This is a genomic window from Cellulomonas sp., assembly GCF_015234515.1.
Classification (GTDB): domain Bacteria; phylum Actinomycetota; class Actinomycetes; order Actinomycetales; family Cellulomonadaceae; genus Cellulomonas.
In genome coordinates this window covers 508,079-534,945 of sequence record NZ_JADGMY010000023.1, presented here as the reverse complement: position 1 = coordinate 534,945, position 26,867 = coordinate 508,079, and the positions used below count along the sequence as shown (strand labels likewise).

The 26,867-nt window shown below is 73.7% G+C and carries 23 protein-coding genes; 6 read left to right on the top strand and 17 right to left on the bottom strand.

Annotated features, from left to right (window positions below):
• Nucleotides 1-31 precede the first annotated feature (31 nt).
• Together IR158_RS11400 and IR158_RS11395 are read right to left on the bottom strand one after the other, a co-directional pair.
• A complete protein-coding gene (locus tag IR158_RS11400) occupies nt 32-2,818 on the bottom strand; it encodes a DUF2804 family protein (protein ID WP_291813053.1) in 2,787 nt (928 codons plus the stop codon).
• A complete protein-coding gene (locus tag IR158_RS11395) occupies nt 2,815-4,113 on the bottom strand; it encodes an MFS transporter (protein WP_291813051.1) in 1,299 nt (432 codons plus the stop codon). Before IR158_RS11395 ends, IR158_RS11400 begins: the two co-directional genes overlap by 4 nt.
• A 173-nt stretch (nt 4,114-4,286) precedes the next feature.
• Here IR158_RS11395 and IR158_RS11390 point away from each other — a divergent pair, with 173 nt between their 5' ends.
• Entirely contained in the window at nt 4,287-5,408 is a 1,122-nt protein-coding gene (locus tag IR158_RS11390) for a methyltransferase (protein ID WP_291813049.1), read from the top strand.
• 67 nt (nt 5,409-5,475) lie between these two features.
• Here the strand turns inward: IR158_RS11390 and IR158_RS11385 are convergent, their stop codons facing one another.
• From IR158_RS11385 to IR158_RS11375, 3 genes are read right to left on the bottom strand one after another with little or no spacing between them, the layout of a single operon-like run.
• Nucleotides 5,476-5,718 carry a hypothetical protein gene (locus IR158_RS11385; protein WP_291813048.1) on the bottom strand — a complete coding sequence of 81 codons (243 nt, stop codon included), beginning with the start codon at nt 5,716-5,718 and terminating at the stop codon, nt 5,476-5,478.
• 45 nt (nt 5,719-5,763) lie between these two features.
• Entirely contained in the window at nt 5,764-6,288 is a 525-nt protein-coding gene (locus tag IR158_RS11380; RefSeq protein WP_291813046.1) for a hypothetical protein, read from the bottom strand.
• The gene (locus tag IR158_RS11375) at nt 6,285-6,818 is read right to left on the bottom strand and encodes a hypothetical protein (RefSeq protein ID WP_291813044.1); all 534 of its coding nucleotides are present in this window, start codon (nt 6,816-6,818) and stop codon (nt 6,285-6,287) included. The genes IR158_RS11380 and IR158_RS11375 overlap by 4 nt, the downstream gene beginning before the upstream one ends.
• Nucleotides 6,819-7,186: 368 nt before the next feature.
• On the opposite strand from IR158_RS11375, the gene IR158_RS11370 reads away from it, so the two are divergent.
• Nucleotides 7,187-7,423 (top strand): helix-turn-helix domain-containing protein, encoded by a 237-nt coding sequence (locus tag IR158_RS11370; protein ID WP_291813042.1) that lies wholly within the window; start codon nt 7,187-7,189, stop codon nt 7,421-7,423.
• On the top strand, nt 7,420-8,667 hold the full coding sequence (locus IR158_RS11365; protein ID WP_291813041.1) for a HipA domain-containing protein: 1,248 nt from the start codon (nt 7,420-7,422) through the stop codon (nt 8,665-8,667). The genes IR158_RS11370 and IR158_RS11365 overlap by 4 nt, the downstream gene beginning before the upstream one ends.
• Before the next feature lie 99 nt (nt 8,668-8,766).
• On the opposite strand, the gene IR158_RS11360 is transcribed toward IR158_RS11365, so the two are convergent.
• Genes IR158_RS11360 through IR158_RS11320 form a run of 9 tightly spaced genes read right to left on the bottom strand, consistent with a single transcriptional unit; the run spans nt 8,767 to nt 18,864 of the window.
• Nucleotides 8,767-10,008 carry an AGE family epimerase/isomerase gene (locus IR158_RS11360; RefSeq protein WP_291813039.1) on the bottom strand — a complete coding sequence of 414 codons (1,242 nt, stop codon included), beginning with the start codon at nt 10,006-10,008 and terminating at the stop codon, nt 8,767-8,769.
• A gap of 43 nt (nt 10,009-10,051) precedes the next feature.
• Nucleotides 10,052-10,969: a dihydrodipicolinate synthase family protein gene (locus IR158_RS11355; protein ID WP_291813038.1), complete on the bottom strand. Its 918-nt coding sequence runs from the start codon at nt 10,967-10,969 to the stop codon at nt 10,052-10,054.
• On the bottom strand, nt 10,969-12,582 hold the full coding sequence (locus IR158_RS11350; protein ID WP_291813036.1) for an FAD-dependent oxidoreductase: 1,614 nt from the start codon (nt 12,580-12,582) through the stop codon (nt 10,969-10,971). Before IR158_RS11350 ends, IR158_RS11355 begins: the two co-directional genes overlap by 1 nt.
• Nucleotides 12,582-13,376, bottom strand: a complete 795-nt coding sequence (locus tag IR158_RS11345; RefSeq protein ID WP_291813034.1) for an ATP-binding cassette domain-containing protein — start codon at nt 13,374-13,376, stop codon at nt 12,582-12,584. Before IR158_RS11345 ends, IR158_RS11350 begins: the two co-directional genes overlap by 1 nt.
• A complete protein-coding gene (locus IR158_RS11340) occupies nt 13,373-14,380 on the bottom strand; it encodes an ABC transporter ATP-binding protein (protein ID WP_291813032.1) in 1,008 nt (335 codons plus the stop codon). Before IR158_RS11340 ends, IR158_RS11345 begins: the two co-directional genes overlap by 4 nt.
• Before the next feature lie 5 nt (nt 14,381-14,385).
• Nucleotides 14,386-15,918, bottom strand: coding sequence for an ABC transporter substrate-binding protein (locus IR158_RS11335; protein WP_291813031.1), 1,533 nt, complete (start codon nt 15,916-15,918; stop codon nt 14,386-14,388).
• A gap of 26 nt (nt 15,919-15,944) precedes the next feature.
• Nucleotides 15,945-16,865, bottom strand: a complete 921-nt coding sequence (locus tag IR158_RS11330; protein ID WP_291813029.1) for an ABC transporter permease — start codon at nt 16,863-16,865, stop codon at nt 15,945-15,947.
• The gene (locus tag IR158_RS11325) at nt 16,862-17,791 is read right to left on the bottom strand and encodes an ABC transporter permease (protein WP_291813027.1); all 930 of its coding nucleotides are present in this window, start codon (nt 17,789-17,791) and stop codon (nt 16,862-16,864) included. Before IR158_RS11325 ends, IR158_RS11330 begins: the two co-directional genes overlap by 4 nt.
• Entirely contained in the window at nt 17,788-18,864 is a 1,077-nt protein-coding gene (locus IR158_RS11320) for a LacI family DNA-binding transcriptional regulator (RefSeq protein WP_291813024.1), read from the bottom strand. Before IR158_RS11320 ends, IR158_RS11325 begins: the two co-directional genes overlap by 4 nt.
• A 213-nt stretch (nt 18,865-19,077) precedes the next feature.
• Here IR158_RS11320 and purB point away from each other — a divergent pair, with 213 nt between their 5' ends.
• A complete protein-coding gene (gene purB / locus IR158_RS11315; RefSeq protein ID WP_291813022.1) occupies nt 19,078-20,526 on the top strand; it encodes an adenylosuccinate lyase in 1,449 nt (482 codons plus the stop codon).
• A gap of 206 nt (nt 20,527-20,732) precedes the next feature.
• Nucleotides 20,733-21,587: a hypothetical protein gene (locus IR158_RS11310; RefSeq protein ID WP_227578871.1), complete on the top strand. Its 855-nt coding sequence runs from the start codon at nt 20,733-20,735 to the stop codon at nt 21,585-21,587.
• Between the two features lie 227 nt (nt 21,588-21,814).
• On the opposite strand, the gene IR158_RS11305 is transcribed toward IR158_RS11310, so the two are convergent.
• From IR158_RS11305 to IR158_RS11295, 3 genes are all read right to left on the bottom strand, one after another.
• Complete coding sequence (locus IR158_RS11305) at nt 21,815-22,087, bottom strand: metal-sensitive transcriptional regulator (protein WP_291813020.1); 273 nt, start codon at nt 22,085-22,087, stop codon at nt 21,815-21,817.
• Nucleotides 22,088-22,378: 291 nt separating this feature from the next.
• The gene (locus tag IR158_RS11300) at nt 22,379-22,738 is read right to left on the bottom strand and encodes a rhodanese-like domain-containing protein (RefSeq protein WP_291813018.1); all 360 of its coding nucleotides are present in this window, start codon (nt 22,736-22,738) and stop codon (nt 22,379-22,381) included.
• Complete coding sequence (locus tag IR158_RS11295; RefSeq protein ID WP_291813016.1) at nt 22,735-24,453, bottom strand: FAD-dependent oxidoreductase; 1,719 nt, start codon at nt 24,451-24,453, stop codon at nt 22,735-22,737. The genes IR158_RS11300 and IR158_RS11295 overlap by 4 nt, the downstream gene beginning before the upstream one ends.
• A 135-nt stretch (nt 24,454-24,588) precedes the next feature.
• Here IR158_RS11295 and IR158_RS11290 point away from each other — a divergent pair, with 135 nt between their 5' ends.
• A complete protein-coding gene (locus IR158_RS11290) occupies nt 24,589-26,640 on the top strand; it encodes a thioredoxin domain-containing protein (RefSeq protein WP_291813014.1) in 2,052 nt (683 codons plus the stop codon).
• Nucleotides 26,641-26,867 lie beyond the last annotated feature (227 nt).

Here is a 26,867-nt window from a genome sequence, read left to right as displayed (position 1 = left end):
CCGGCCGCCTGATACGTCGGGCGGCCGCACGTCACCAGCGGTTGTGCACGTCCTCCGCCCACCCGACGACGTCCCGCACCGGCACCCACGTGCCGCTCGAGTCCCGCACGCGCCCCTCCCAGTGCCCGAAGCACTGCGAGGTGCGCGCCGCGAAGACCGTGAGGTCGGTGACCGACTGCTTGAGGTGGAACGGCGTGAGCGTGAGCTCGACGTCGGTGCCGGTCACGTGCCACGGCGCGAGCCAGTCGTCGCGGTCGTACTCCCAGACCAGCTCCTCGCTGATCTTCGTCAGGCGCCCGTCGACCACCAGGGAGTTCTCGACCGACCCCGTGCCGTCCGTCCACCGCCCGCCGACCTGCAGGCCGATGACGCGGCCGTCGGTGCGTCCCGACCCGGCGCCCCAGTTCCAGCGCACGTCGTAGGGCCAACGGCCGCGGCCGTGGTCGAGCGTCGCCCACGACTCGCCCGCGGGCACGTCGGCCGCGACGCCGTCGACCCACACCGTGCCCGTCGCAGGGCGGGCCACGTCCTTCACCGTGTACTGGAACAGCGTCTCGCTCCAGGGCACGACGACCCCGAGGGACTCGTGACCCTCGGGCCGGTGCGCGACGACGTCGACGCGCACGCGGTCGCCGCGGGCCCGCAGCCGCGTGCCGCCGGGGACCTCGTCGATCGCGATCTTCACGGCGCGCGTGCTCGCGCGGACCTTGCCGCCGCCGAGCGTGCCGGGCAGCGTCGCGGACCCGGTGAGCACGCCGATCGCGTCGTGCGCGACCGCCTGCCCCGTCGTGCGGTCGAGCACCCAGATGCCGTGCACGGCCGCGTAGTCGATCGCGGAGACGACGAGCGCGACGACGTGCGTCGGCGTCGTGACCGCCCAGTACTCCCACCGCTTGTTGCGGCCGAGCCCGCGGGCGCCGCGGCCGATGCCGTCGGTGGTGACCAGCGGGGTGCGGGTCCAGCCGACGGCGTCGGGGTTGAGGCGGCCGTCGGGCAGCGTGAGGCTCACGGGCGCGGTGATCTCGCGCTCGGTCACGGCCAGCGGCGGCGCGGCACGGACGCCCGCGGCGGCGTCGTGCCGGGCGCGCAGCCGCCGGTTCGAGGCGCGGACGGCGTCGGCGCCCACCTTCACGACCCGCCGGTCGTACGTCAGCAGGCCGTTGGTCTCCTCCTCGACGTCCGCGAGCTGCGTGTAGACGAACGCGGCGAGCCCGTCGTCGACGGCCGGCCCGACCTGCGCGTGCTGCAGCCGCAGGAACGCGCGCTCGAAGGCCCCGCGGTCGCGGTAGCGCCGGTACCCGAACTCCTGCTCGGACCACGTGTGGCCGGCGACGCGGTGCGAGTAGCCGCCGTACTCCGAGAGCACGGCGGCGCGTGGGTCGGCGGCGTCGGCGCGCGACAGCCGGTAGGGCCGGAAGTAGACGTGCCGGCTGACCAGGTCGCCGGCGCCCTGGTCGTGCCAGCCGGACGCGTGGTCGACGGGCCGCGTGGGGTCGAGCGCGGCGACGCGGGCCGCGGCGGCGGCGGCGTCGAACTGCCCCCAGCCCTCGTTGAACGGCACCCACACCGCGACGGACGGCACGCTGCGCAGCAGCTCGACGGTGGCGTCGGCCTCGGCGAGGAACTCGTCGCGACCCTGCGCGTCCTGCCGGCCGAACACGCGGTACCGGGAGTCGTCGAGGCGCAGCGGTGTGACGACGGGCGCGGTCACGACCGCCGGGTGGTACGTCCGGCCGCCGTTGACCATGTCCTGCCACACCAGCATGCCGAGGCGGTCGCAGTGGTGGTACCAGCGCAGCGGCTCGATCTTGATGTGCTTGCGCAGCATCGTGAAGCCGAGGTCCTTGGCGGTGCGGATGTCGTGGACCAGCGCGTCGTCGGACGGTGCCGTGTACAGGCCGTCGGGCCAGTAGCCCTGGTCGAGCAGCCCGGCGTGCAGGTACGGCTCGCCGTTGAGCAGCAGGCGGGTGCGGCCGTGCGCGTCGGGGCCGACGCCGAACGAGCGCATCCCGACGTAGGAGGTGACGCGGTCGTCGCCCAGGCGGACCTCGACGTCGTAGAGGTGGGGGTCGTCGGGTGACCAGGTGCGCACGTCGTCGCCGAGCGGCAACCGCGTCGGGACGCCGGTCGGGACCGTCCGGCGCACGACCTCGCGTCCCCCGGTCGAGACGACGACCTCTGCCTCCCCCGCGCCGCCGCCCGCCACGACCGTCACCTCGACCTCGCGCTCCGCGAGGTGCGGCGTGAGGACGAGCCGGTCCACCCACCGCGCGGGCACCGACTCCAGCCACACGGTCTGCCAGATGCCCGACTGCGCGGTGTACCAGATGCCCCCGGGCGCGAGCTTCTGCTTGCCCCGGCCGCGGTACGACGTGTCCGTGACGTCGCGGACGCGCACGACGACCTCGTGCTCGTCGCCGACCAGGGCGTCCGTCACGTCGAGCGTGAACGGCAGGTACCCGCCGCGGTGCCCGCCGACGTCGGTGCCGTCGACCCACACCTGCGCGTCCTGGTCGACCGCGCCCAGGTGCAGCAGCACGCGGTCGCGCACGAAGCCGCCGGGCAGCGTGAACGCGCGGCGGTACCACAGCGCCTCGTCCGGCTGCAGCGTGCGGCCGACGCCCGACAGCGGCGCCTCGGGCGAGAACGGCACGACGATCGGGCCGTCCCAGCGGTCCGGGGTCGGCGCGTCGGCGGACGTGAACGCGTGGTCCCACCGGCCGTTGAGGTTGACGTACGAGTCGCGCACGAGCTGCGGGCGCGGGTGCTCCGGCAGCGGGGCGTCGTCGTCCAGGGCCTCGCCCCAGGGGGTGATCACGGCACGACCTCCACGTCCTGCGTCCGGTCGGCGCGGGCCAGGCGCCGCGCCGGGATCACGACGAACGCCACGACGACGGCCGCCGCGAGGAACACCCACGGAGTGGGGACCTGCTTGACGACGCCCAGGTCGACGTACGTCTCGTCCGCGCCCGTGATGACCGCCGCGCCCAGGAACGGGCCGACGACCATCGGGATCAGCACCGCCGCCACCATGCGCAGGCCCTGCACCTGGCCCGCGCGGTCCGGCGGCGTCAGGTTGCGCACGGTCGCGGAGATCGCGGCGACGCCCAGCATGAAGCCCGACATCATGACGATCCCCGCGCCGATGACCGCGAGCATGCCGCGCGCCGGGAGCATCAGCAGCAGCCCCGCCGCGTACACCCCGACGACGGGCAGGATCGCGCGGTGCGGGCCGACGCGGTCGAGCACGCGGCCACCGAGGACGCTGACGACCGCGGCGCCCAGCAGCACCGACGCCAGCACCACCGCGTAGCCGTCGATCTGCAGGTACCGCTGCACGTAGATGATGAGGAACGGCATGAACACCTGCGTGCTGGTCCCGAGCACCGCCCACGCCGCCAGCGCGACGTACAGCCGGGGGTGGGCGCGCACCGTGCCGGGCCGCAGCCCGTGCACGACGGACGCGAGGTACGTGCCCCCGGGGCGCGGCACGCGCGGCGCCCGCAGCCCGAACCACGCCACGACACCCACCACGGCCGTCACGCCGCCGACCACCGCGAAGAACACGGACCAGCGCCCGTCGCGCGTCAGCGGGTCGAGCGCCCCGAACACCAGCAGCATCGCCAGCAGCGGCAGGGTGGCCAGCACGCCCTCGACGCGTCCCCGGTTGGTCTCGTCGGTCGCGTCGGTGACCCACGCGTTGAACGCCGCGTCGTTGGCCGTCGCGCCGAGCACGCTCATGACGCAGTCCAGCAGGACGATCGCGACGACCGCGACCACCACGGCGTCCAGCGCCGGGGCCAGCGACGCGGCCGTGTCGACGCCGACGACCCCGAACGCCGCGGTGCACGCGCCCCACAGCACGTACCCGCCCGCGATGAGCTCGCGCCGCCGGCCCGTGCGGTCGGAGTACGCGCCCGCGAGCAGCGTCGCGAGGGTGGCCGCGACCGCGCTCGTCGCCACGATGACCGCCAGCACCGTCGCCGACCCGGTGATCGTGTCGTGGACGAAGACGTTGAGGTACATGTTCTCGACCGTCCACGCCAGCTGTCCGGTCAGCCCCAGCAGGACCACCCAGACCCACAGGCGACGGTCCACGTGGCTCCGTTGCACGGCGCGACTGTAACCACGCGCACGGCCCGGCGGGCGTTGCGGCGCGAGAGGCGGGCGATACGTCCGCATCGGGCGGCCGGGCGCACGTCGTCGTCGGGCACGGCAGGACGCCTCCGGAGCGCGACCGGCCCCGTTGCTAGCCTCGGCCGGGTGACCCGATCCCGGTGCCTGCGATGAGCGACGTCCTCGACGACCTGCGTCGGTACCCCGACGTCGAGGCGCCGAACCTCTACGCCGTGGACGCGACGGACCGGCTGGTCCTCGACGAGGCGGCGGCGGCGCTCGCGGACGCCCCGGACGGGACCGTCGTCGTGATCGGCGACCGGTACGGCGCGCTGACGCTCGGCGCGATCGCCCGCCACGGCGTCACGGGCGTCCGCGTGCACCAGGACCGGCTGACCGGCGAGCGGGCGCTGCGCGCGAACGCCGAGCGGCTCGGGCTCGGTGGGTTCACGTCGCACGGGCTGACGCCCGAGCTGGTCGCCGGCGCGCGCCTCGTGCTGCTGCAGCTGCCGCGCTCGCTCGACGCGCTCGACGAGGTCGCGGCGCTCGTCGCGGAGCACGCGGACCCGTCGGTCGTCGTCGTGGCCGGCGGGCGGGTCAAGCACATGACGACCGCCATGAACGACGTCCTCGGGCGGCACCTCGCGGTCGTCGAGGCGCGGCTCGCGCGGCAGAAGTCGCGCGCGCTCGTCGCGTCGTCTCCGCGCCCGGCGTCCGAGCGACCCGCGCGACGCTGGCCCGAGTGCGCGACCCACGGGGACCTCGTGGTGTGCGCGCACGGCGGCGCGTTCGCCGGCACCGGCATCGACATCGGGACGCGCGCGCTGCTCGCTCACCTCGACCAGGTGCCGCAGACCACCGGCACGGCCGTGGACCTCGGGTGCGGCACGGGCGTCCTGGCCGTCGCGGTCGCCCGCCTGCGCCCCGGGATGGCCGTGGTCGCGACCGACGAGTCCGCCGTCGCCGTCGCGTCGGCGCGCGCGACCGTCGAGGCGAACGGCGTGGCCGACCGGGTGACCGTGACGCGCGCCGACGGCGCGGGCGACCTGCCCGAGGCGAGCGTCGACCTCGTGCTGCTCAACCCCCCGTTCCACGTCGGGGCGGCGGTGGTCCCCGCGGCGGCCTGCACCCTGTTCGCCGACGCGGCACGCGTCCTGCGGCCGGGCGGCGAGCTGTGGACGGTGTGGAACTCCCACCTGCACTACCGGCCGACGCTCGAGCAGGTCGTCGGGCCGACGCGGCAGGTCGGGCGGGACCCGAAGTTCACGGTGACGGTGTCGACGCGGCGGTGAGCGCTGTCCGACGCATGCGGACGCACGCGGACGAGCACCGCCGCTGACCGTCGCCTCCCCGGTGCGCTCAGAGCAGGCCGGGGACCGCGTCCAGCTCCGCGAAAGCCGGCGCCATCCTCTCGACCTCGGTCGGCGTCAACCAGCGCGCTGCGACCTCACGCCAGGGGCGCACGGCCGCGCCGACCTCCCGCAGGACGCGTCCGGCGTCTGCCGCGGAGAGCCGGAGCATGGGCGCGACGGACATCGCGAGGGCGACGGACGCCGTGCCGTCACCTGTGTCGATGGCGGTCGAGAGGTGCTTGGGCCCCAACGGACGGAGCACTGCTCGTGACCACGTCCGCTCCACGCGAGCCGCTCACTGGCGTGCGGCGGCACCGTGGTGGATCCGCAGCCTCTCCGCGGCGATGTTCCGGATCTTGCGCGTCCGTCCGTCGCGGGCCAGTTGCTCGAGGACGTCGGGAACGGTCGACTGCTCGGCCGACGTGCGCTGCAGCCAGTGCGTCCACGCAGTGACGTCCGGGACGTCGGTGAGCGAACCGTCGCACACGCCTTCCAGGACGGACAGGTCGTCGGCCCGGCGCGCGACGAACGCCCGCCGGTCCGCCGGTAGCGCGTCGACCCACCGGGCCCGGTGTTCCCGCACGGGATCGCGGTCGAACGCCAGCAGCACCACGCTGGTCGCGACGCCCTCGTCGGGCTCCGACGCGAGCGCCTCCCGCAGCGACGGGCCCAGTGCGCACAGCGCGACCGCCGCCTGGTAGACGTGCCAGCGGTCGTGCTCGTCGGCCCAGCCCGGCACACGGGCGGACGCCGTGGCATCGGCCATGTGGTCGAGCAGCTGCCGCAGGCGGGCGCTGGGCAGCCCGTCGGTCACGCTCACGGGCAGCCAGCCCCCTCGTCGCCCTCGCGTCGGACGTCGAACCACAGGGTCCGGGCGAACGACCACCCGTTCGTCCGCTCGGCCTGGTCTCGCCAGCAGCTGTACGACGCCTCCACCCACAGACCGTCGCCCAGGTCCCGGACGACGCGGTCGTAGCCCACGCGGTACTCCTCCCACCCTCCCGTCAGGCGTTCCAGGTTGCGGCGGACGACGTACAGGCCCGGCGGGTGGAAGGTGTCGTGGAGCGTCTCGACGTCGTCGAGCGCGGGCGCCCGTGCGTCGAGGGTCGGCGACCCCGCCAGCGGCACCGCCAGTCGCGGCGCGACGTCCGGCGCGTCGGCGAGCGTCGCGTGCGCGGCCGCGAGGACCTCCAGGCCGGTCGGGACGGCGGTCCGCACGTCGTAGGCGGTGCCCAGCAGGTCGTCCAGGTCGATCTGGTCGACGTACGACGTGCCCCCGCGGAGGGCGGTGACCGCGTCGGCGGCCCACCGCCGCACCGGGTCCTCGACCGTCACGGCCGGTCCTGTCATGCCCCCATTCTGCCTGGCCGAGCCGCCACCTCGTCCGCGTCCACGCAGGTCACGCCCGACGTGCGCCGGTATTCACCCTTGGTGGGGGCACGGGCACGGTCAGCCCGCCCGCCGGGCCACACCGTGACCGCCGGGCGGTTGGCCGCGTGGAGCTCGGGGTGCCACGAGCCACCTCGCGGTCGTCGAGGCGCGGCTCGCGCGGCAGAAGTCACGTGTCCTCGTCGCCTCGGCGGCGCGATCGCCGGCACCGGCATCGACATCGGCACGCGTGCCCCGCTACGTGCGCGGATATCTACCCGTGGGCGGCACGGGCTGATATCGTCGCATCCGTGTGATGGGCGAATATTCGCGCAGCGACGGGAGCTCTCGTGAACGATCAAGGCACACCCACGTGGGCCGCGGTCAACAGCGCGGCCGAGCTCGGGATGTACCTGCGCCACGTCCGTGAGCGCCGAGGGCTCTCCCAGGAGGACCTCGCGGACGAGCTCGGCATCGACCGCCGCTACGTCTACCAGATCGAGTCGGGGACGCCGACCCTCTACACACGACGCCTGTTCGCGCTGCTGCGTCTGCTCGAGGTGCGCATGGAGGTCCACGCGCGATGAGCCCCCGCGCCCTCGACGCCTGGCTCTACGGCACGCTCGTGGCGCACGTCGAACGCGATCGCGAGGACGGCGTCAGGCTGACGTTCTCACCTGAGGCGCTCACCCGGTGGGGCCACGGCTCCGCCGTGATGTCGGGTCTGCTGCCGTTGTCCGAGCGGTCACCGTCCACAACCGCGGTCGCCGCCTGGCTGCGCGGTCTCATGCCCGAGGGCCGCGCGCGCGGCCACCTCGCCGAACGCGCGGGGGTCCCGCCGGACGATGTCGTCGGATTCCTGGCCGTGTACGGCCGAGACACCGCCGGAGCGGTCACGCTGGTGCCCCGAGGCGCCGCCCCCGACCGACCGAAGGTCCCGCTGCGGACACTCGACGACGCCGAGATCGGTGAGCTCCTCGACGAGGCCACCGCCCAGGGTGTCGCCGACCAACCCACCTCCATCGCCGGCCTCGAGGCCAAGGCCGTCCTGACGAGCACCGTCGACGGGTTCGCGCACCCGACCCCCGACCGACCCTCGACGCACATCCTCAAGGTCGCCCGACCGGCCGACTCGCGCTCGGCCGACCTCACCGACACCGAGGCGGCAGCGCTCGCACTCGCCCGCGCGTGCGGACTCGGCGACGTCGAGGCCCAGCACCGCGAGTTCGCGGGGCGACGCACGCTCGTCGTGCGCAGATACGACCGCGTCGTCCTCGACGACCGGACCGAGCGGGTCCACCAGGAGGACATGGCGCAGCTGCTGGGGCTCGACACCTCCGACCCCGAACGCAAGTTCCAGTACGGCAAGCGCCTGCCCGCCCTCCGGGAGATCGCTCTGCGGCTCGACCGCCTCGGTGTCCCCCTGCGCGACCTGCTCGCCCTGACGACGTTCAACCTGGCCATCGGCAACGCCGACGCCCACGCGAAGAACGTCTCGGTCCTCCATCTCGAGGACGGCACCCACCGACTCGCACCTGTGTACGACGTCGCGATGCACATGCACCACGAGCATGCCGAGCAGCGGTTCGCGATGGACGTCGACGGCGGACGCGGGATGCACGAGCTGTCGTCCGCGCACCTGACGGCCGAGGCGGCGTCCTGGGGCGTGCCGCCTCGGCTCGCCTCCAGGGTCGTACGCGAGACGCTCGAACAGCTCGACCGGACGCTCGCGGCGGTCGCACGCACCGATCACCCTGGCGTCGGTGAGAGCGCCTGGGCGACGGTCGAGAGCAGGGTTCGACGTCTGCTCGGTGGCGATCCGGCTCGCTGAGGCCCACCGCCGCACCGCAGGCGAGGCCGCCACCGATCTTCCACGCCATGAGGCCGGCGCCCGGCCCGCGCGGTCATCCAGCGTCGGGTTGCCGCACCGTCATCTCAACGCGCCGTCACGCAGGGCGCCCGCCACCATCGGGGCGAGCGGCAGACGCGGGATCAGGGTGCACTGCAGCGCGTGGTAGACGTCGGGCTTGCCGGGCCACACCGTGGCCGCCGGGCGGTTGGCCGTGTCGAGCTCGTGGTGCCAGGAGCCCTTGCGCTCGTCGACCAGATGACGCTCGGCGTAGTCCCACCAGGTCGCGTACCGGTCGGCGAAGCGCGTGTCGCCCGTACGCTCGTAGAGGGCCGCGGCAGCCGCGATCGCCTCCGTCGCGACCCAGTGCATGCGGGTGCGCACGACCGGGGCGCCGCTCCAGTCGGTGGTGTAGACGAACCCGTCGGCGCCGTCGACCGCCCACGCGTCGGCGGCCGCGCGGTCGAAGAGCACCGTGGCCGTGTCGAGGAGCTCCTGGGAGCGTGCGGTCATCGCCTCGAGGTGCAGCAGCAGCCGCGCCCACTCCAGCCCGTGACCGGGCGTCGCGCCGTAGGGCTTGAACGGGTCGTCGGGCCGGTCGGCGTTGAGCTCGAGGTCCGGGACCCAGTCGGCGTCGAAGTGCTCGGGCAGGCGGCCGTCGTGGGTCCGTGCGAGGTCGACGACGAACGACGCGGCCCGCGCCGCCCGGTCCAGCCAGGCACCGGACTCCTCCGGAGGGACGGCTGACGCGACGGCGAGCATGGCCTCGACCGAGTGCATCGTGGCGTTCAGACCCCGGTAGCCGTCGAGGTCGGTGAAGGCGACGTCCCAGGTGTCGACGGGCCGCCCGTGCACGTCGTCCCAGAACCGCTCCAGGTAGGTCGACGTGGCGACCGCGAGCAGGTCCGCGCCCCCGCGCAGGCCCGCGGTCGTGGCGGAGGCCCCCGCGAGCATCACGAAGGCGTGGTCGTACGCGGACTTGCCGGCGGTGACCTCCGGCGTCCCGGACTCGTCGACGGAGTGGAACCAGCCGCCGTCGCGCGCGTCGTGCAGCGGACCGGTGAGGCCCGCGAGCGCCGCCTCGGCGACCGCTGCGCACCCGGGGCGCCCCAGGAGGTGGCCGAGCGCGTACGAGTGCACGGTGCGGCACGTGATCCACGTCAGGGTCCCGCGCGCCGGGTCCGGGTGCCCGTCGGCGTCGAGGTACGCGGCGCCGACGCGCCCGGGGCGGGCGGCGCCCGCACCGAACGCGAGCAGCCGGGCCGCCTCGCGGTCGAGCCGTGCCCGGTGGTCCGGGCTGGTGATGAGGGTGTCGGCGGTCATGCGGGTCCTCCTGAGGGGGGCGTCACCGGTCGGAGCGGGCTCCTCACCCGTGGTGCGGACGGATCAGGTGCTGCTCGAGGGGGTCGAGGACGTCGCGCAGCCGCTCGTACTCGGCGTCCGTGCAGGGCACGAGCGGCTCCGCCACGACCGGCGACCCGAGTCCACGCTCGCTGAGGATGCGCTTGACCGTCGGGACCCCGGGGCGGACCCGGTGGATCGCGACCAGGGCCGTCGTCACGTCCTGGAGCCGCTGGGCCGTGTCGCGGTCGCCACGACGCCACGCCTCGTACAGCCCGACGGCGAGCTCGGGGGCGATGTTCGCCGTCCCCGGCAGCAGGCCGACGGCACCGCGGTCCAGACCGTCGAGCAGTCGGGTCTCGTCCCCCTGGCTGACGCCGAAGCCGGGCCTGCCTGCGGCCGCGGCGACGACGGCCGCCAGGCCCTCGATGTCACCCGAGGAGTCCTTGACCCCGATGACCCGCTCGTCGGCCACGAGACCGTCGACGACCTCCGGCGAGAGCGGCCCGGCGACACGGGGCAGGTGGTAGACGATGACGGGGATGCCGATCCGGGCGACGGCGTCGACGTGGCGGAGCACCTCGTCAGGCCGGTGCCGGAAGTACGACGGCGCCGTCATGGTCAGCGCGTCGGGCGCGGCGTCCGACGCCGCCCGGGCACGGTCGACGGCCTCCGCGGTGCCGGCGGCCGACACGTTGACGATGAGCCGCCCGCCGGGCCGCGCGGCCCGCCACCGCCGCGCGATCCCCTGGACGAAGGCACCGGTCTGCTGCGGCGGGACGAGCGCACCCTCACCGTTCGAGCCGAGGAGCATCAGGCCGTCCACCCCGGCGACGGCGAGGGCCTCGAGGTGGTGGCCGGCGAGCTCGGCGTCCGGAGCCCCCGGGCTCGCCATCTGCGTGGCGAGCGGGACGAACACACCCGCCAGGACGTGGTCGCTCATCAGTAGCCCCCCACCACGGGCCAGTCGATCTCGACCCCGTCGGCGACGACGACCCGCTGGAACTCGGCCACGTTGTCGGCATCGGCGTGCACCTCGTGCGGCGTGAGCCCCCTGTCGAGGCAGTGCACGGCCAGGAGGCCCGCCGCCTCGCCCGCGTTCCACTCCACGGGGTGCAGGCGGTAGCACCCGTTGGTGATGTGGGTCGTGCCGATGTTCTTGGCACCGGCGAGCACGTTGGTGACCCGCTGCGGGATCAGCGCACCCAGCGGCAGGTAGAACGGTGTCGAGGCGACGTCGACGTAGTTGTCCCCACCCGTCGACGGGTGCAGGTCGATGCGGTACATGCCCACGCCGACGGAGTCCGGGTAGCGCACGGCACCCTGCTCCCCGCGCACCTCCAGGGAGACGTCCTGCTCGCGGACCGTCGTCAGCGCCTTGATGCGGCGCCCCTCACGGATGTACGGCGCGAGCGCGAAGCCGTCGGCCGACCCCATGACGTCGCCGCGCGGGCGCAGGCCGGGGAAGCCGGTACCGCCGTCGGCGCGGGGCGCCTCCGTCTGCAGGTAGTAGAGGAACGAGCGCGCCTGCTCGTAGGCGCCGGCGACGTGCCGGGCCACCTCCGCCGGGTCCGGCGACATCGGGTGGCCGTCCAGGTAGTCGATCATCGGCCAGTTCACGATGGTGACGTCCGAGTCGAGGAAGCCCGGCTGGAACGTGGAGCGGGCCAGGATGCGGCGGAACGCCCACAGCTCGCGGTCACCGGGGTCCTTCGACTGGTCGGCGACGACGGGCCCCTCGACCCCGTTGGGCACGAACGCGCGCTCGAGCGGCTCGAGGGTGCGCGGGTCGGGCGCCGTCAGGCTGAGCAGCGGCGCCGGCCAGAACTCCGGGTGGACGGACCGGAAGTAGTCGTAGCGCTCGGGGCGCTCGATGACGTGGTTCTCGCCCTCGCGGTGCTCCAGGGCGAACACCCAGGACATCGCCTGGACGTTGTCGGGCTGCGCCTCGTCCGGGGCCGACGGCTCCCCCGTCTCCGCACGGGACTCGAAGCCCGTCACGTGCTCGATGCCGGCCAGCGGGAGCAGGTCGCCCAGCTCGGTCGCGTCGATCACGTACGGGGCACGCACCCACGTGTGCGTACCGTCGGCGTCCCGGAGCCGGACGGCGGTGACGACGTCGCCGTCGCACGTGGCCTCCACGGGCTCGGTGTGCCGCAGCACCCGCAGGCGCCCGGCGGCCTCGTAGGGGCCGACGAGGCTGTCGATGACGGCGGCCGCGACGCGCGGCTCGTGGCACAGCCGGCTGACCCGGCCCTGGCCCGGGTTCAGGTGCGGGTCGTTGCGCGCCGCCTCCGTCAGCGGGTACCAGGTGCGGTAGTGCTCGCGGATCGCGTCGCGCAGCCGGCGGTACGACGCGGTGCAGCCGAACATCTCGATCCACGGGTGCTCGTCCGGCGGGACCGCCTGGCTGGTGAGCTGGCCGCCGAGCCACTTGGTGGGCTCGGTGAGCACGACCCGCCTGCCATGACGCGCTGCGGCGAGCGCCGCCGCGACGCCACCGAGTCCACCGCCGACGACGAGGACGTCGGTGTCGATCTCCTGCGTGCTGGTCATCAGAGAAGTCCTCGTGTTCCGATCGAGTCGTCGGCGACGTCCAGGGCAGCCTGGAGCAGCTCGACGGTGTAGGGGTCCTGCGGGTCGGTGAAGACGGACTCGGTGTCGCCGAACTCGACGATCCGACCGTGCTGCATGACGGCGACACGGTCCGAGATCTGCCGGACGACGCCGAGGTCGTGCGTGATGAAGAGGAGCGAGAGGTCGAGCTGCTCGCGCAGGTCGACGAGCAGCCGCAGGATCTGCGCCTGCACGGAGACGTCGAGCGCGGAGACGGCCTCGTCGCAGACGAGCAGCTTCGGCTTGAGCGCCAGCGCACGGGCGATCGACACCCGCTGGCACTGCCCCCCGGAGAGCTTGGACGGGCGCCGGTCCATCACCGACGGGTGAAGCCCCACCTGGGTGAGCAGCTCGGCCACGGCGGCGCGCCGGTCGCCCGCGGGACGGGCGGAGGGATGGACCCGCCACCCCTCCGCGACGATGTCGACGACCGTCATGCGGGGGTTGAGGGACGAGCGGGGGTCCTGGAAGACCATCTGCATCAGCTGGCGCACCTCGGACGAGCGCGCCGATCCGACGAGCTGCGTGCCGTCGAACGAGATGACGCCCTCGGCGGCGGGCAGCAGCCCGACGACGACGCGGGCGACGGTGGTCTTGCCGGAGCCCGACTCCCCGACCAGCGCGACGACCTCGCGCGTCCCGACGTCGATGCTGACGTCGTCGACGATGGTCGGACCGCGGCTGCCGTACCGGGCGCGGAGGTTCCTGACGCTCAGGAGCGGTTCGTCGCTCATCCGAGTACCTCCTCTGCGAAGTGACAGGCCACGGTGCGGTCGGGCGCGACCTCCCGGACGGGTGGCACGACCTCACGACAGATGTCCTGGGCGATGGGGCACCGCGGGTTGAAGGCACACCCCGAGGGCCGGGCGTACGGGCTCGCCGGAGCGCCCGGGAGCGGCGACGGCAGCGCCTTCTTCTGGTGCACCGACGGGATCGACCTCGTCAGGGCCCGCGTGTACGGGTGGGCGGGGCGCCCGATGACCGTCGAGGCCGGACCGGCCTCGCACACCCGCCCGGCGTACATGACGACGAGGTCGTGGGCGACGTGCGAGACGACGCGCAGGTCGTGCGAGACCAGGAGCATCGACATGTGCCGCTCCTCCTGGAGCCGCTTGAGCAGCGCCAGGATGCGCGCCTGCACGGTGACGTCGAGGGCCGTCGTGGGCTCGTCCGCGAGGAGGAGCTCCGGCTCGCCCGCGAGCGCGAGCGCGATCATGACGCGCTGGCGCAGACCGCCGGAGAGCTGGTGCGGGAAGACGTCGAGCCGCTGTGCCGGCTCCGGCACACCTGCCTCGGCGAGCCTGTCCAGCGCCAGGCGGCGCGCGTCGGCGCGCGAGGCGCCGTCCCGCCGCGGGATCTCGGAGATCTGCTTCCAGATGCGCTGCGTGGGGTTCAGCGCGGACAGGGGGTCCTGGAAGACCATCGAGATCTCCCGACCCCGGACCGCCCGTCGGCGGGCGGCGGGCACCGCGGCGAGGTCCTCGCCGCGGAACAGGATCTCGCCCCCGACCACGGCCGCGTCGGGCAGGAGACCGATGAGGGCGTTCGCGAGCATCGTCTTGCCGCTGCCGGACTCACCGATCAGGCCCAGGGTGCGGCCGGTCCGGATCGTCACGTCGACCTCGTCGACGACCGCCACCGGCCCCACGGCGGTGGGGAACGACACGGACAGCCGCCGCGTCTGGAGGAGGGCACCGTCGCCCGGCCCGGCCGAGGGCCGGGCGACGGTGGGGCTCACTGAGCTCATCGGACCGATGCGCCCCGGAAGTCCGGGAGGAAGGAGCCCGAGAGCTCGATCCCCTGGACCCCGTCGACCCACGCGTACGGGATCTCCATGAACATCGGGTACATGCCCACGGCGTCGTCCCAGATGATCTCGATCGCGTCGGCGTAGGCGGCCTCGCGGACCGCGAGGTCCGAGCTGGAGCCGGCCGCTGCGAGCAGCTCGTCGAGCTCCGGGTTGCAGTAGCCGTTGCGGCCCGCGGCGCACGTGTAGAGGCGGCCGAGGTTGGTCGCCGCGTCGAACGTCGGGGTGGACAGCGCCTGGAAGTTGATGTCCCAGCGCATGGCCAGCAGGTCCTCCGTGAACACCGCCGACTCCTTCTCGACGGCCTCGGCCTGGACGCCGATGGCGTTCAGGTCGGACGCCACCGCGGCGGTGAACTGCCGCCAGTCCGCACCGGAGAACTGCAGCTCGAGGCGCTGGCTGAAGTCGAAGCCCGCGTCCTCGAGCGCGGCCTTCGCCGCGTCGGGGTCGTGCTCGACCGGAGACTGCGGGGCGTGACCCAGGATCGCCGAGGCGACGACCGAGTCCGCCGGGCTGCCGGTCTGCGGGAACAGTGCCGAGATGATCGTCGGGAAGTCGATGGCCTGCCACAGGGCGCGGCGCACCTCCGCGGAGCCCAGGGCGTCGCGGCCCGAGTTGAACCACATGGTGATGACCGACGTCGCGGGGATCGTCTCGACGGTGATGCCGGCGTCACGGATCGCGGGGACCTGGTCGTCCGGCAGGTTCCAGGTGGCCTGGATCTCACCGGCCTGGAGCGCCGCGACCCGCGACGAGACCTCGGGGATGTTGCGGACCACGAGCTCGTCGAGGATCGGGACGTCGCCGAAGAACTTCTCGTTCGGCTTCAGCACCATCTGCTCGCCCGGCGCGAACGACTCGACCGCGAACGGTCCCGCCCCGACGGGGCTGGTGAACGAGTCCTCGGTGACGTCGCCCTTGGTGACGAAGAAGAGCGAGAGCTTGCCGAGCAGCGCGGCCTCGGGGTTGGCGGCGGTGAACACGACGGTGGAGTCGTCCGTCGCCTCGATGGTGACGCCGGCGAAGTTGCCGGACACCGGGCCACCGAGCTCCAGGACGCGCTCGAACGAGCCGGCGACGTCGGCGGAGGTCACCGGGGAGCCGTCGGAGAAGGTGGCGTCACGCAGGGTGAACGTCCACTCCTTCGCGTCCTCGCTGGCCGTCCACTCCGTGGCGAGGTCGGGGATGACCTCGCCCTCGGGGCTGACCCGCACGAGGCGGTTGAAGATCGCCTGCGCCGCGAAGCTCGTGCCGCTCGACGCACCGAGCGGGCCGTGCGGGTCGAGCGACTCCACCGGGTAGGGGCTGGCGACCGTGAGGGTCCCGCCGGCCTCCGGCGTGCTGCTCGTTGCTGCGGCGTCGGGTTCCTCCGCCGCACCTTGGGCCCCGCCGCACCCCGACAGGGTGAGAGCGAGCGCCAGGGTGGCGGCCGCCAGCAGCGAGGACCGCGTCTTCGAGGTCTTCCGCATCAGTCTTCCTTTCCTCGGGCGCCGCTTCACGGCGCCGGCTTCTGGTTCGTCTCCGCGGTGGCGATGTCGCCGCCGCGCTGGTAACGGGAGTTGAGGTGGTCGCCGAGCAGGCCGACGCTGACGACGAGCAGGGCGAGCGCGAGGCCGGGGAAGGCGGAGATCCACCAGGCCGTGTCGAGGTAGTCGCGGCCGTTCGCGATCATCTGGCCCCACGACACGACGGTCGCCGGCAGGCCGATCCCGAGGAAGCTCAGGCCCGCCTCGGCGAGCACCACCAGACCGAACTCGATGGTGATCAGGGCGGCGATCGGGCCGACGAGGAACGGCAGGATGTGCCGCGCCATGATCGAGAGCGACCGGACGCCCAGGACGCGCGCCGCCATGACCCAGTCGCGCTCGCGCAGGGCGAGCGTCTCGCCGCGCGTGAGCCGCGCGAACCTGATCCAGCCCGTCAGGGCCAGCGCGATGACGACGACGGCGATGCTGCGGGTGAAGAGGCCCGCGACGACGATGGCCAGCACGATGCTCGGGAACGCGAGCAGCACGTCGATGAGGCGGCTGAGGACCGAGTCGGTGATGCCGCCGCGGTAGCCGGCGACGATGCCGACCACCACACCGATCACCAGGCAGACCACGACGGTGAGGAAGCCGATCAGGATCGACGTGCGGGCACCGTGGACGAGCATGGCGGCGATGTCGCGGCCGACGGCGTCCGTGCCCATCAGCGCGAGCGAGCCGGCCGCCGTGGTGGAGCCGGGAGCGAGGAGCCGGTCGGCGAGCTGGACCCGGACCGGGTCGAGCGGGACGAGCACCGGGCCCAGCACGGCCACCAGGACGTAGAGGCCCACGACCGCCGCGGGGACCACCGCGAACCCGGGACGGCGGCGGCGGCGGCGACGCGGGGTCGCGACGGTGTCGGGCTCCGAGGTGCGGTCGACGGTGGTCATGAGCGGCCTCCCACTCGGATGCGGGGATCGATGAGCCCGTAGGAGATGTCCGTGAGCAGGTTGAGGACGACGACGAAGCCCGCGATCAGCAGGGCGGCGGCCTGCACGACCGCGTAGTCACGGTTGGCGACGGCCTGCACGATCAGCGAGCCGAGCCCCGGCCACGCGAAGACGTTCTCGACGACGACCGCACCACCGAGCAGCGCACCGATCTGAAGGCCGACGATCGTGACGACCGGGGCCATGGAGTTGCGCAGCGCGTGGCCGCGCACCGTCTGACCCTCGGTGAGGCCCTTGGAGCGAGCCGTCTGGATGTAGCCCGACTGCATCGACTCCGAGATCGACGCCCGGGCGATGCGGGCGACGATCGCGATGAACGGCATCGAGAGGCTCACCGCCGGGAGCACCAGGTGACGCCAGGTGCCCGTGCCGGAGCTGGGCAGGACGCCGAGCCGGACGGTGAACAGCAGGACGAGCATGATGCCGACCCAGAAGGTGGGCATGGCCTGGAAGGTGATCGCGAGGGCCGACACGGCACGGTCCATGCGGCTCTCCGGCCGACGACCGGCGGCGATGCCGAGTGCCATGCCGACGACGACGGCGATCACCGTCGCGGCCGCCGTGAGCATGATGGTGGCGCCCAGCCGGCCGGTGACGACCTCCATCGCAGGCGCCCGGAAGCGGAAGGAGTCCCCGAAGTCCAGCCGCACGACCTGACCCAGGTAGTTCACGTACTGCTGGAGCATCGACTGGTCGAGGCCCAGACGCGTCCGCATCTGCGCGATCTGCTCCGGCGAGGCGTCCGTGCCGAGCATGAGTGTGGCCGGGTCACCGGGAGCCAGGCGGAGCAGGACGAACATCAGCGTGACTGCGCCCCACAGCACGAAGACGCCCACGGCGAGGCGCTTGAGGACGAGGCGGCTCATGCGCGGGCACCGCGCGGCGCGAAGGTGTCGCCGACGACGAGCGTGCAGGCCATGAGCTGGTGGCGGGGTGCGTCACCGTCGTCGAGGATGTCGGTGAGCAGGCTGACCGCGGCGCGGCCGAGGTCGGCACGCGGCAGCTCCAGACGCATCCAGTCGGGGCTGCCCGGCGTGCGCTGCGGGTCGCCGAGCACGGCGAGCGTCAGGTCGGCCGGGACCGCGACACCGGCAGCGGCGCAGGCCAGCTCGACGGCCTCGAGCGCGCTGTCGTCCTCCGAGGGCTCGACCAGCAGCGCGTCGGCGCCGTCGCGGTGCCAGGCTGCGACCTGCTCCGCCGTGGGCACGCCCTCCACGACCTGGGCGTCCTCGACCTCGAGCCCGGCCTGGTTGCAGCCCGCGAGGAACCCGGCCAGCCGGTCCTCGCCCGGCTCCTCGCCGTCGGGCTGGCGGATCAGCACCGGCCGGCGGTGGCCGGTGTCGGCCAGCGTCCGCACCAGCTCCGCGGTCGCCCCGCGGTAGTCGGGTGCGACGTAGTCGATGGCGCCGGTCTCGGTCTCGCGGCGTCCGATGAAGACGAACGGGAAGCCGTCGGCGCGCATGCGCTCCAGGACGTCGCGGTCCACGTGACGTCCCAGCAGGACGCACCCGTCGGCCACCTTGAGCCGGTTGGACCCGTCCTCGTAGACGCCGCGACGTGCGCGCCCGGCGGACGCGCTGAAGAGCAGCAGGTCGTACCCGAGCTCCGCGGCTCGCTCCTCGACGCCGAGCAGGAAGGGGAAGTAGAAGTCGCGCTGGTCCACGGGGAACATCGCCTCGAACGTGTACAGCCCGAGCAGGTGGTTGCGCCCACCCTTGAGCGCGCGCGCCGCGGCGTTCATCGTGTACCCGAGCCGGGCGGCCGCCGACAGGACACGCTCGCGCGTCTGCTCCGAGACGCGCGAGGGGCGGTCCGGCGTCTCGTTGATGATCAGGGAGACGGTCGCCTGCGAGACCTCGGCTGCGCGGGCCAGGTCGACCTGCGTCGGGCGCCGCGGCGGGCCGCTGTGCGGATCGGGGTGCGGGGGTGTCGTTGCCACCGAGACTCCATCGGGTCGGTTATACGTACCAGTGGTACGTATAACGAATCGTCGGCGACGCCGAGTCGCCATGTCAAACGGCGTCGCCCGAACGCACCAGTCCGCGCGCCGGACCACCCCTCGCGACCGCCGTCCGCACGCCTACCTCCACACGCCGACCGGCCGTCGCGGACACGACGACGGACCCCCGCCGCGCTCTGAAACACTGACCCCATGCCGCTCGACGACGCCCCTGCCCCCCGCGTCCCCCTCGCCGACGTCACCCCCGCCATCGCGCTCGGCCCGCTCGACGGGCGCTACCGCCCGACGGTCGCGCCACTGGTGGACCACCTGTCGGAGGCGGCGCTCAACCGGGCGCGCATCGAGGTCGAGGTCGAGTGGGTCATCCACCTGACGTCGCACGCCGTGGTGCCGGGCGCCCCGGAGCTGGCCCCGGACGAGGAGCAGTACCTGCGCGACGTCGTCGCGACGTTCGGCGCCGCGGAGATCGCGGAGCTCGCGGAGATCGAGCGCACGACGGTGCACGACGTGAAGGCCGTCGAGTACTTCATCAAGCGCCGCATCGCCGCCGCGCCCGACGCCCTGCGCGCCGACACCGTGCTGCCCCAGGTCAACGAGCTCGTGCACTTCGCGCTGACGAGCGAGGACGTCAACAACCTGTCGTACGCGCTCATGGTGCGCGGTGCCGTGCGCGAGGTCTGGTTCCCCGCCGCGGTCGCGCTGACGGACGAGGTCGCGGCGCTCGCCGCGCAGCACGCGTCCGTGCCGATGCTCGCCCTGACGCACGGCCAGCCGGCGACCCCGACGACGCTCGGCAAGGAGCTCGCGGTCCTCGCGCACCGCCTGCGCCGGCAGCTGCGCCGCATCGAGGGCGACGAGTACCTCGGCAAGCTCAACGGCGCGACGGGCACCTACGGCGCGCACCTGGCAGCGGTGCCGGACGCCGACTGGCAGGTCGTGTCGCGCACGTTCGTCGAGCACCTGGGCCTGACGTGGAACCCGCTGACCACGCAGATCGAGTCGCACGACTGGCAGGCCGAGCTGTACGCGGACGTCGCGCGGTTCAACCGGGTGCTGCACAACCTGGCGACCGACGTGTGGACGTACATCAGCCGGGGCGTCTTCACGCAGATCCCCGTGGCGGGCGCCACGGGCTCGTCGACGATGCCGCACAAGGTCAACCCCATCCGCTTCGAGAACGCCGAGGCGAACCTCGAGATCTCCAGCGCGCTGCTCGACACGCTCGCCTCCACGCTGGTGACCAGCCGCCTGCAGCGCGACCTCACGGACTCCACGACGCAGCGCAACATCGGCCCCGCCTTCGGGCACTCGCTGCTCGCGATCGACAACGTGCGCCGCGGTCTGCGCGGGCTCGCGGTGGACGAGGCGATGCTCGCGCGCGAGCTCGACGGCAACTGGGAGGTGCTGGGCGAGGCCGTCCAGTCCGCCATGCGGGCGGCGTCCGTGGCGGGCGTGCCCGGCATGGAGAACCCCTACGAGCGACTGAAGGAGCTGACCCGCGGGCACCGTCTGACGGCGCAGGACATGCGCGTCTTCGTCGACTCGCTCGGGCTCCCGCAGGACGTCGCGGAGCGGCTGCGAAACCTCTCGCCGGGCTCGTACACCGGTCTGGCGGCGTCGCTCGTCGCCCACCTGGAGTAACCTGTCGTCCGGTTCGTCCGGATCGGGGGTACAACGTCCCCCGTCTGCTTCACCCGTTCGGCCTAATTGCGCGCCTCGGAGTGGGAGCGGTCCCCGTCGATACGTTTCGACTCCTGGACATGTGCCCGGGATCGGGTGAGAATCGTCGGCGTCGTCGGAATCCTCCCCTTCAGTCCGATCCGGCAAGGAAGCCCAACGTGACACTGATGCAGAAGGCGATCACCCCGTCGCTGGCGCACGCTCACCTCACGCAGGGTCACGACCGCATCGCCGGTTACGTGGTCCGCGCAGAGGACGTCGCCTTCGCGACCACCCCCGCCCAGCTCTTCGAGGTGCACGGCCTGGGCTACCCCGGCTCGCCGTTCAGCCCCTACGACCGCTCCATCGACATCCTGCGGTTCGAGTCCTCGCCCCAGCTGCAGTACCGCGACGTCCCCGGCTACATCGTCCCGCTGTGGTGGCTGCGGCACTCGCGCATCCCCCCGGGCGCCGAGCTCATCCGCGTGCACGACGACGGCACGTCGACGCTCCTCGCCCGCTACGGCGACGTGGGCACCGGCTGGACCGTCACCCAGCTCGGCGCACCGCGACCCGCGCTCGCCTCGCTGTCGCGGTGCGTCGGACCCGTCGCCAAGTGGCACGGCGCGTACCTCGAGGCGGACGTGGTCGACGGTGGCCACACGGTCGTGCTCGCGCTGGCCAACCCGCCGCTCGCGGAGACCGGCTTCCACCAGTCGCCGTCGGGCCGCTGGTACCGGCGCGTGGCCCGCGAGGACGTCACCGAGCTGTTCGAGCTCGACCTGACGGCCCGCTGGAACGGTCTGTCGGTCCGCGTGGTCGACCAGTGGCAGGACGCGCAGCGGTACGTCGTGGCGCGCATCTCGCACCTGGGCGACGACATCGAGCGCGCCGAGCGCCTGCACCTCGACCGCGTCGAGGCCGGCGTCTACGAGGCGATCGTGTACGCCGCCGAGCTGACCGACATCGAGACCAACCAGGTCGTCCCGCACACGTGGGCTCCCGGCCCGGCGGCACAAGAGCGACACTGGGCACATTCGTGACAATCTGATCGGTGAAACTTCACCCACAGGACGCCACCTTCGCGTAGCATCCCTAGACATACCGGCACGAACCCGAGCGGCACTCGACGAAGAGCCCCGGTCACCCGGTCGGCCCCCACGGGGCGTCGGCCCACAGACCGCACCGGGCCTGGTCCTCCCCCCCGACCAGGCCCGGTGCGCTTTTTCCTGCCCCTACCGGAGCGGCCGGACACGGGCTCCCGGGCCGCTCACGCCAGCGACAGGAACAGCTTCTCCAGCTTCGCGACGTCGAGCGTGGGCGCCTCGTCGGACGACTCCGGCTGCGTGAGGCACTGCCGCATCCCCGACGCGATGATCGCGAACCCCGCCCTGTCGAGGGCCCGTGACACGGCGGACAGCTGCGTGACGACGTCCTCGCAGCTGCTGCCCCCGTCGAGCATGCGGATGACGGCGGCGAGCTGCCCCTGCGCCCGCTTGAGCCGGTTGCTCACCTTGGTCATCTCGCCGGGGTCAAGCTCCACGGTGTCCTCCTCGGATCGTCGGCCCACCGCAGGCGAGCGCCGTGTCGTGGGGTGGCCGCGTCCGCGTGCGCAGCCGCGACGTCAGGGGCAGGTGCACTGCTGCTCCTGCGGCACGTCGGCCATGACGGCGTCGACGTGCAAGCCGCAGCCGGTCCAGGTGACCTTGCCGCAGCGGTTGCAGAGGATGGGGCTGCACATGGTGGCGCTCCTTCGGATGTCTCGGGTCGGAGGTCTCGGGTCGGAGGTCTCGGGTCGGGCGTCGCGGGTCGGGTGTCTCGGGCTCGGGGCGATCTAGCGGCGGACCCCGCCGCCGGCAGCCTGCCAGGCGCCGATGCCGCCGGACAGGCTCGTGGCCTGCACACCGAGGGCACGCAGCTGCTTGGCCGCGGTGCGCGAGCGCATCCCCGACGCGCACATGACGACCACGGGGGCGCCCGCGGTGAGGCGGCGCGGGGCGTCGGCGACCTTGGCCAGCGGCACGTGCACGGCCTGCGGCGCGTGACCGGTGCTCCACTCGGAGCGCTCGCGGACGTCGAGCAGGCCGGCGCCGTCGCGCACGAGCTGCACGGCGGTCGGGCCGTCGACGGCGGACGGGAGCGTGCCGTCGTCCGTACGCCCCAGGACGCGGTCGACCAGGGTGCGGATGCTCATACGAGGGCTCCTTCAGGCGTGCGTGCGAGGTCGGGGCGGGTGGTGACGAGGCTGATCCAGCCACCCGAGAGGTTGCGGGCCGCCATGCCGTCCTGGAGCAGGACGCGCGTGGCGATGTAGGAGCGGACGCCGCTGGCGCAGTGCACCGCGACCGGGCGGCCGGCCGCCGCGTCCCGGACCTCGTCGAGCCGGTCGCGGAGCTCGGTGTGCGGGATGTTGAGGGCGCCCTCGAGGTGACCGCGCGCGAACTCACCGCGCGAGCGGACGTCGAGGACGAGGCTCGTGGTCAGGACGTCGTCGAGGTCCCGCGCGTGCCACTGCGGCATGGTGCCGTCCAGGACGTTCTGCGCGACGAAGCCGAGCATGTTCACCGGGTCCTTGGCGGAGCCGTACGGCGGTGCGTACGTCAGCTCGAGCTCGGCGAGGTCGTCGGCGGTCATCCCGGCGCGCAGCGCGGTGGCGAGCACGTCGATGCGCTTGTCGACGCCCTGCCGTCCGACGGCCTGCGCCCCGAGCAGGCGCCCGTCACGGGCGAAGCTCGCCACGACGTGGATCTGCTCGGCGCCGGGGAAGTAGCCCGCGTGGTGGGCGGCGTGGACGCGGACCACCTCGTGCTCGATCCCCGCACGTTCGAGCGCGACCTGGCTCGCGCCGGTCACGGCCGCGGTGAGGCCGAAGACGCGGACGATCGCGGTGCCGAGCACGGTCGCCTGGGGCGTCGTGCGGCGGCCGAGCATCGCGTCGGCGGCGCGGCGGCCCTGACGGTTCGCCGGACCGGCCAGCGGGACGGGCCCGGTGACGCCGGTGACGGCCTGCGTCACCTCGACCGCGTCGCCGACGGCCCAGATGTGCGGGTCGGAGGTGCGCTGGTCGGCGTCCACCCGGATCGCGCCGCGGGCGCCGAGCTCGAGGCCGGCGTCGCGGGCGAGGTCGCTCGCGGGGCGGACCCCGACGTTGACCACCACGACGTCCCCGACGACCTGCGTGCCGTCGGAGAGGGTGACGCGCGCGGCGCCGTCGTCGTCCGTGATGCTGCGGGCCGAGACGCCGAGGTGCAGGCCGACCCCGTGGGACCGGAGCTCGTCGGCGAGCAGGGGTGCGAGCTCCGCGTCGAGCGGGGGCAGCACGTGGTCGGCGAGCTCGACGAGGTCGACCTGCAGCCCGCGGCCCGCGAGCGCCTCGACGGCCTCCAGACCGATGAACCCGGCGCCGACGACCACGGCCCGGCGGGGGCCGTCCGCGGGCAGGCCGGCCACGCGGGCGGTGAGCGAGTCCAGGTCGGGGATCGTGCGCAGCGAGTGCACGGCCGGGTGGTCGAGACCCTCGATCGGCGGCGTCACGGCGACGGCACCCGGTGCGAGCAGCAGGGCGTCGTACCCGAGCCGGTAGGTGCCGTCGGCCGTCGCGACCGTGACGGTGCGCGCGTCGCGGTCGACCGCGGTCACGCGGCTGCCGGTGCGGACGTCGAGCGCGAGCGCGGCGCGCAGCGACTCGGGTGTGTGCAGGAGCAGGGCGTCGCGGCTCTCGATCTCGCCGGACAGGTGGTACGGCAGGCCGCAGTTGGCGAACGAGACGTACGGCGACTGCTCGAGGACGACGATGGAGGCGGACTCGTCGAGGCGGCGGGCACGCGCGGCGGCGCTCATGCCACCGGCGACCCCGCCGACGACGACGATGCGCCGGGGCGCGGTGGCGTCGGGTGCTGTCGTGGCCATGGCACCACCATACCCCCGGGGGTATGTGCGACGGAGCCGGCGACGGTGTGCCCGTCGTCACCGCCACGAGCGGCACGAGCAGGACCGGTCGCGTAGCGTCGACAGCGACCAGCGCCTCCCGCACCGAGGAGTGAGATGGCCAACCGCCTCGCCGCCAGCACCAGCCCCTACCTGCAGCAGCACGCGGACAACCCCGTCGACTGGTGGGAGTGGGGCGACGACGCCTTCGCCGAGGCCGCGCGCCGCGACGTCCCCGTCCTGCTCTCGGTCGGCTACGCCGCCTGCCACTGGTGCCACGTCATGGCGCACGAGTCGTTCGAGGACGCGGCCACCGCCGCCTTCATGAACGAGCACTTCGTGTGCGTGAAGGTCGACCGCGAGGAGCGCCCCGACGTCGACGCCGTCTACATGACGGCCACGCAGGCGATGACGGGTAGCGGCGGCTGGCCGATGACGGTGGTCACCACCCCGGACGGCCGCCCCTTCTTCTGCGGCACCTACTTCCCGCCCCGGCGCGTGCAGCAGATGCCGTCGTTCCCCGAGGTGCTGGCCGCGCTCGCCGCCGCCTGGACCACGCGCCGCGACGAGGTCCTGAGCAACGCGGGCACGATCGCAGACGCCCTCGGGCAGCGGCCGGTCGCCGGCTCCGGCGGACCCACGGGCAGCGACCTCGTCGACGAGCGCGTCGTCGCCCGTGCGCTGGGCGCGCTGGGCGCGTCGTTCGACGAGCGCGACGCCGGGTTCGGCGGTGCACCCAAGTTCCCGCCGTCGATGGTGCTGGAGTGGCTGCTGCGCCACCACGCCCGCACGGGTGACGCCGACGCGCTGGCGATGGCGCAGGCGACGCTGGACGCCATGGCCCGCGGGGGCATGTACGACCAGCTCGCCGGCGGGTTCGCGCGGTACTCCGTCGACGCGACCTGGACCGTTCCCCACTTCGAGAAGATGCTCTACGACAACGCGCTCCTGCTGCGCGTGTACCTGCACGCGTGGCGGTCGACGGGCGACCCGCTGCACCGGCGCGTCGCCGAGGAGACCGCCGACTGGCTGCTGGCGGACCTGCGCACGCGCGATGGCGGGTTCGCCTCTGCGCTCGACGCCGACAGCGAGGGCCGCGAGGGCGCGTTCTACGCGTGGACGCCCGGGCAGCTGCGCGACGTGCTCGGCGACGACGACGGCGCTTGGGCGGCCGAGGTCCTCGGGGTCACCGACGAGGGGACCTTCGAGCACGGCGCGTCCGTCCTGCAGCGCCGGCACGACCCCGACGACGACGCGCGGTTCGCCGCGGTGCGCGAGCGCCTGCGCGCGGCGCGCGCGGCGCGCCCTCACCCGGCCCGCGACGACAAGGTCGTCTCGGCGTGGAACGGGTTGGCCATCGCCGCCCTGGCCGAGGCCGGTGCGCTGCTCGACCGGCCCGACCTCCTCGACGCGGCCCGTGCGTGCGCCCGGCTGCTGGCGGACCTGCACACGCGCACCGGCCCGGACGACGGCGACCGGCTGGTGCGGACGTCGCGCGACGGCGTCGCCGGGAACGCGCCGGGGGTGCTGGAGGACTACGCCGACGTCGCGGAGGGCTACCTGGCCCTGGCCGCCGCGACCGGCGAGCACGAGTGGACGGCCCGCGCCCAGCGGCTGCTGGCCACCGTGCGCGCGCACTTCGGTGACGAGGACGGCGGCCTGTTCGACACCGCGGACGACGAGACGGACGCCGTCCTGGGCACCCTGCGCCGACCTCAGGACCCGGCCGACGGACCCACGCCCGCCGGACCGCCGGCCGCCGCCGCGGCGCTCGTCACGCTCGGCGCCCTGACCGGCGACCTCGCCCTGCGCGAGGCCGCCCTCGCCGCCCTGCGTGCGCCGCTGCAGATCGCCGCCCGCTACCCCCGCGCGGCGGGCTGGGCCCTCGCGACCGCGGAGGCGCTGCTCGACGGCCCGCGCGAGGTCGCCGTCGTGGGCGCGTGGGACGCCCCGGCCACGCGCGCGCTGCACCGGACTGCCCTCGCGTCACCCGCACCGGGCCTCGTCGTCGCCGTCGGCGAGCCGGACGACCTCGCGCCCGACGCCCCGGCCCTGCTCCGCGACCGCCCCCTGGTGGACGGCCGACCCGCGGCCTACGTGTGCCGAGGCTTCGTCTGCGACCGCCCGACCACCGACCCGGCCACCCTCACCCGCCAGCTCCACCCCTGACCCCCACCCCCCGGCCGCGAGACGTCAATCCAGTCACTGGCACCTCCCCTCACTCAGGCCGCGAGACGTCAATCCAGTGCGCCCCACCCCCCACCCAGGCCGTGAGACGTCAATCCAGTCACCGGCGCCTCCCCTCGGCGACGGCCGCGACCGACAGCCGGGGGTGACTGGATTGACACCTCGCGCCCCACGGGGCGGGCACGGGCCGGACTGGATTGACACCTCAC

Coding starts and splice junctions, on each gene's coding strand:
- IR158_RS11375 (WP_291813044.1), bottom strand. CDS start 6,818: ATGACAGGACCGGCCGTGACGGTCGAGGACCCGGTGCGGCGGTGGGCC.
- IR158_RS11300 (WP_291813018.1), bottom strand. CDS start 22,738: ATGAGCATCCGCACCCTGGTCGACCGCGTCCTGGGGCGTACGGACGAC.
- IR158_RS11295 (WP_291813016.1), bottom strand. CDS start 24,453: ATGGCCACGACAGCACCCGACGCCACCGCGCCCCGGCGCATCGTCGTC.
- IR158_RS11330 (WP_291813029.1), bottom strand. CDS start 16,865: ATGACCACCGTCGACCGCACCTCGGAGCCCGACACCGTCGCGACCCCG.
- IR158_RS11310 (WP_227578871.1), top strand. CDS start 20,733: ATGCAGAAGGCGATCACCCCGTCGCTGGCGCACGCTCACCTCACGCAG.
- IR158_RS11350 (WP_291813036.1), bottom strand. CDS start 12,582: ATGACCAGCACGCAGGAGATCGACACCGACGTCCTCGTCGTCGGCGGT.
- IR158_RS11345 (WP_291813034.1), bottom strand. CDS start 13,376: ATGAGCGACGAACCGCTCCTGAGCGTCAGGAACCTCCGCGCCCGGTAC.
- IR158_RS11390 (WP_291813049.1), top strand. CDS start 4,287: ATGAGCGACGTCCTCGACGACCTGCGTCGGTACCCCGACGTCGAGGCG.
- IR158_RS11325 (WP_291813027.1), bottom strand. CDS start 17,791: ATGAGCCGCCTCGTCCTCAAGCGCCTCGCCGTGGGCGTCTTCGTGCTG.
- purB (WP_291813022.1), top strand. CDS start 19,078: ATGCCGCTCGACGACGCCCCTGCCCCCCGCGTCCCCCTCGCCGACGTC.
- IR158_RS11290 (WP_291813014.1), top strand. CDS start 24,589: ATGGCCAACCGCCTCGCCGCCAGCACCAGCCCCTACCTGCAGCAGCAC.
- IR158_RS11365 (WP_291813041.1), top strand. CDS start 7,420: ATGAGCCCCCGCGCCCTCGACGCCTGGCTCTACGGCACGCTCGTGGCG.
- IR158_RS11360 (WP_291813039.1), bottom strand. CDS start 10,008: ATGACCGCCGACACCCTCATCACCAGCCCGGACCACCGGGCACGGCTC.
- IR158_RS11335 (WP_291813031.1), bottom strand. CDS start 15,918: ATGCGGAAGACCTCGAAGACGCGGTCCTCGCTGCTGGCGGCCGCCACC.
- IR158_RS11355 (WP_291813038.1), bottom strand. CDS start 10,969: ATGAGCGACCACGTCCTGGCGGGTGTGTTCGTCCCGCTCGCCACGCAG.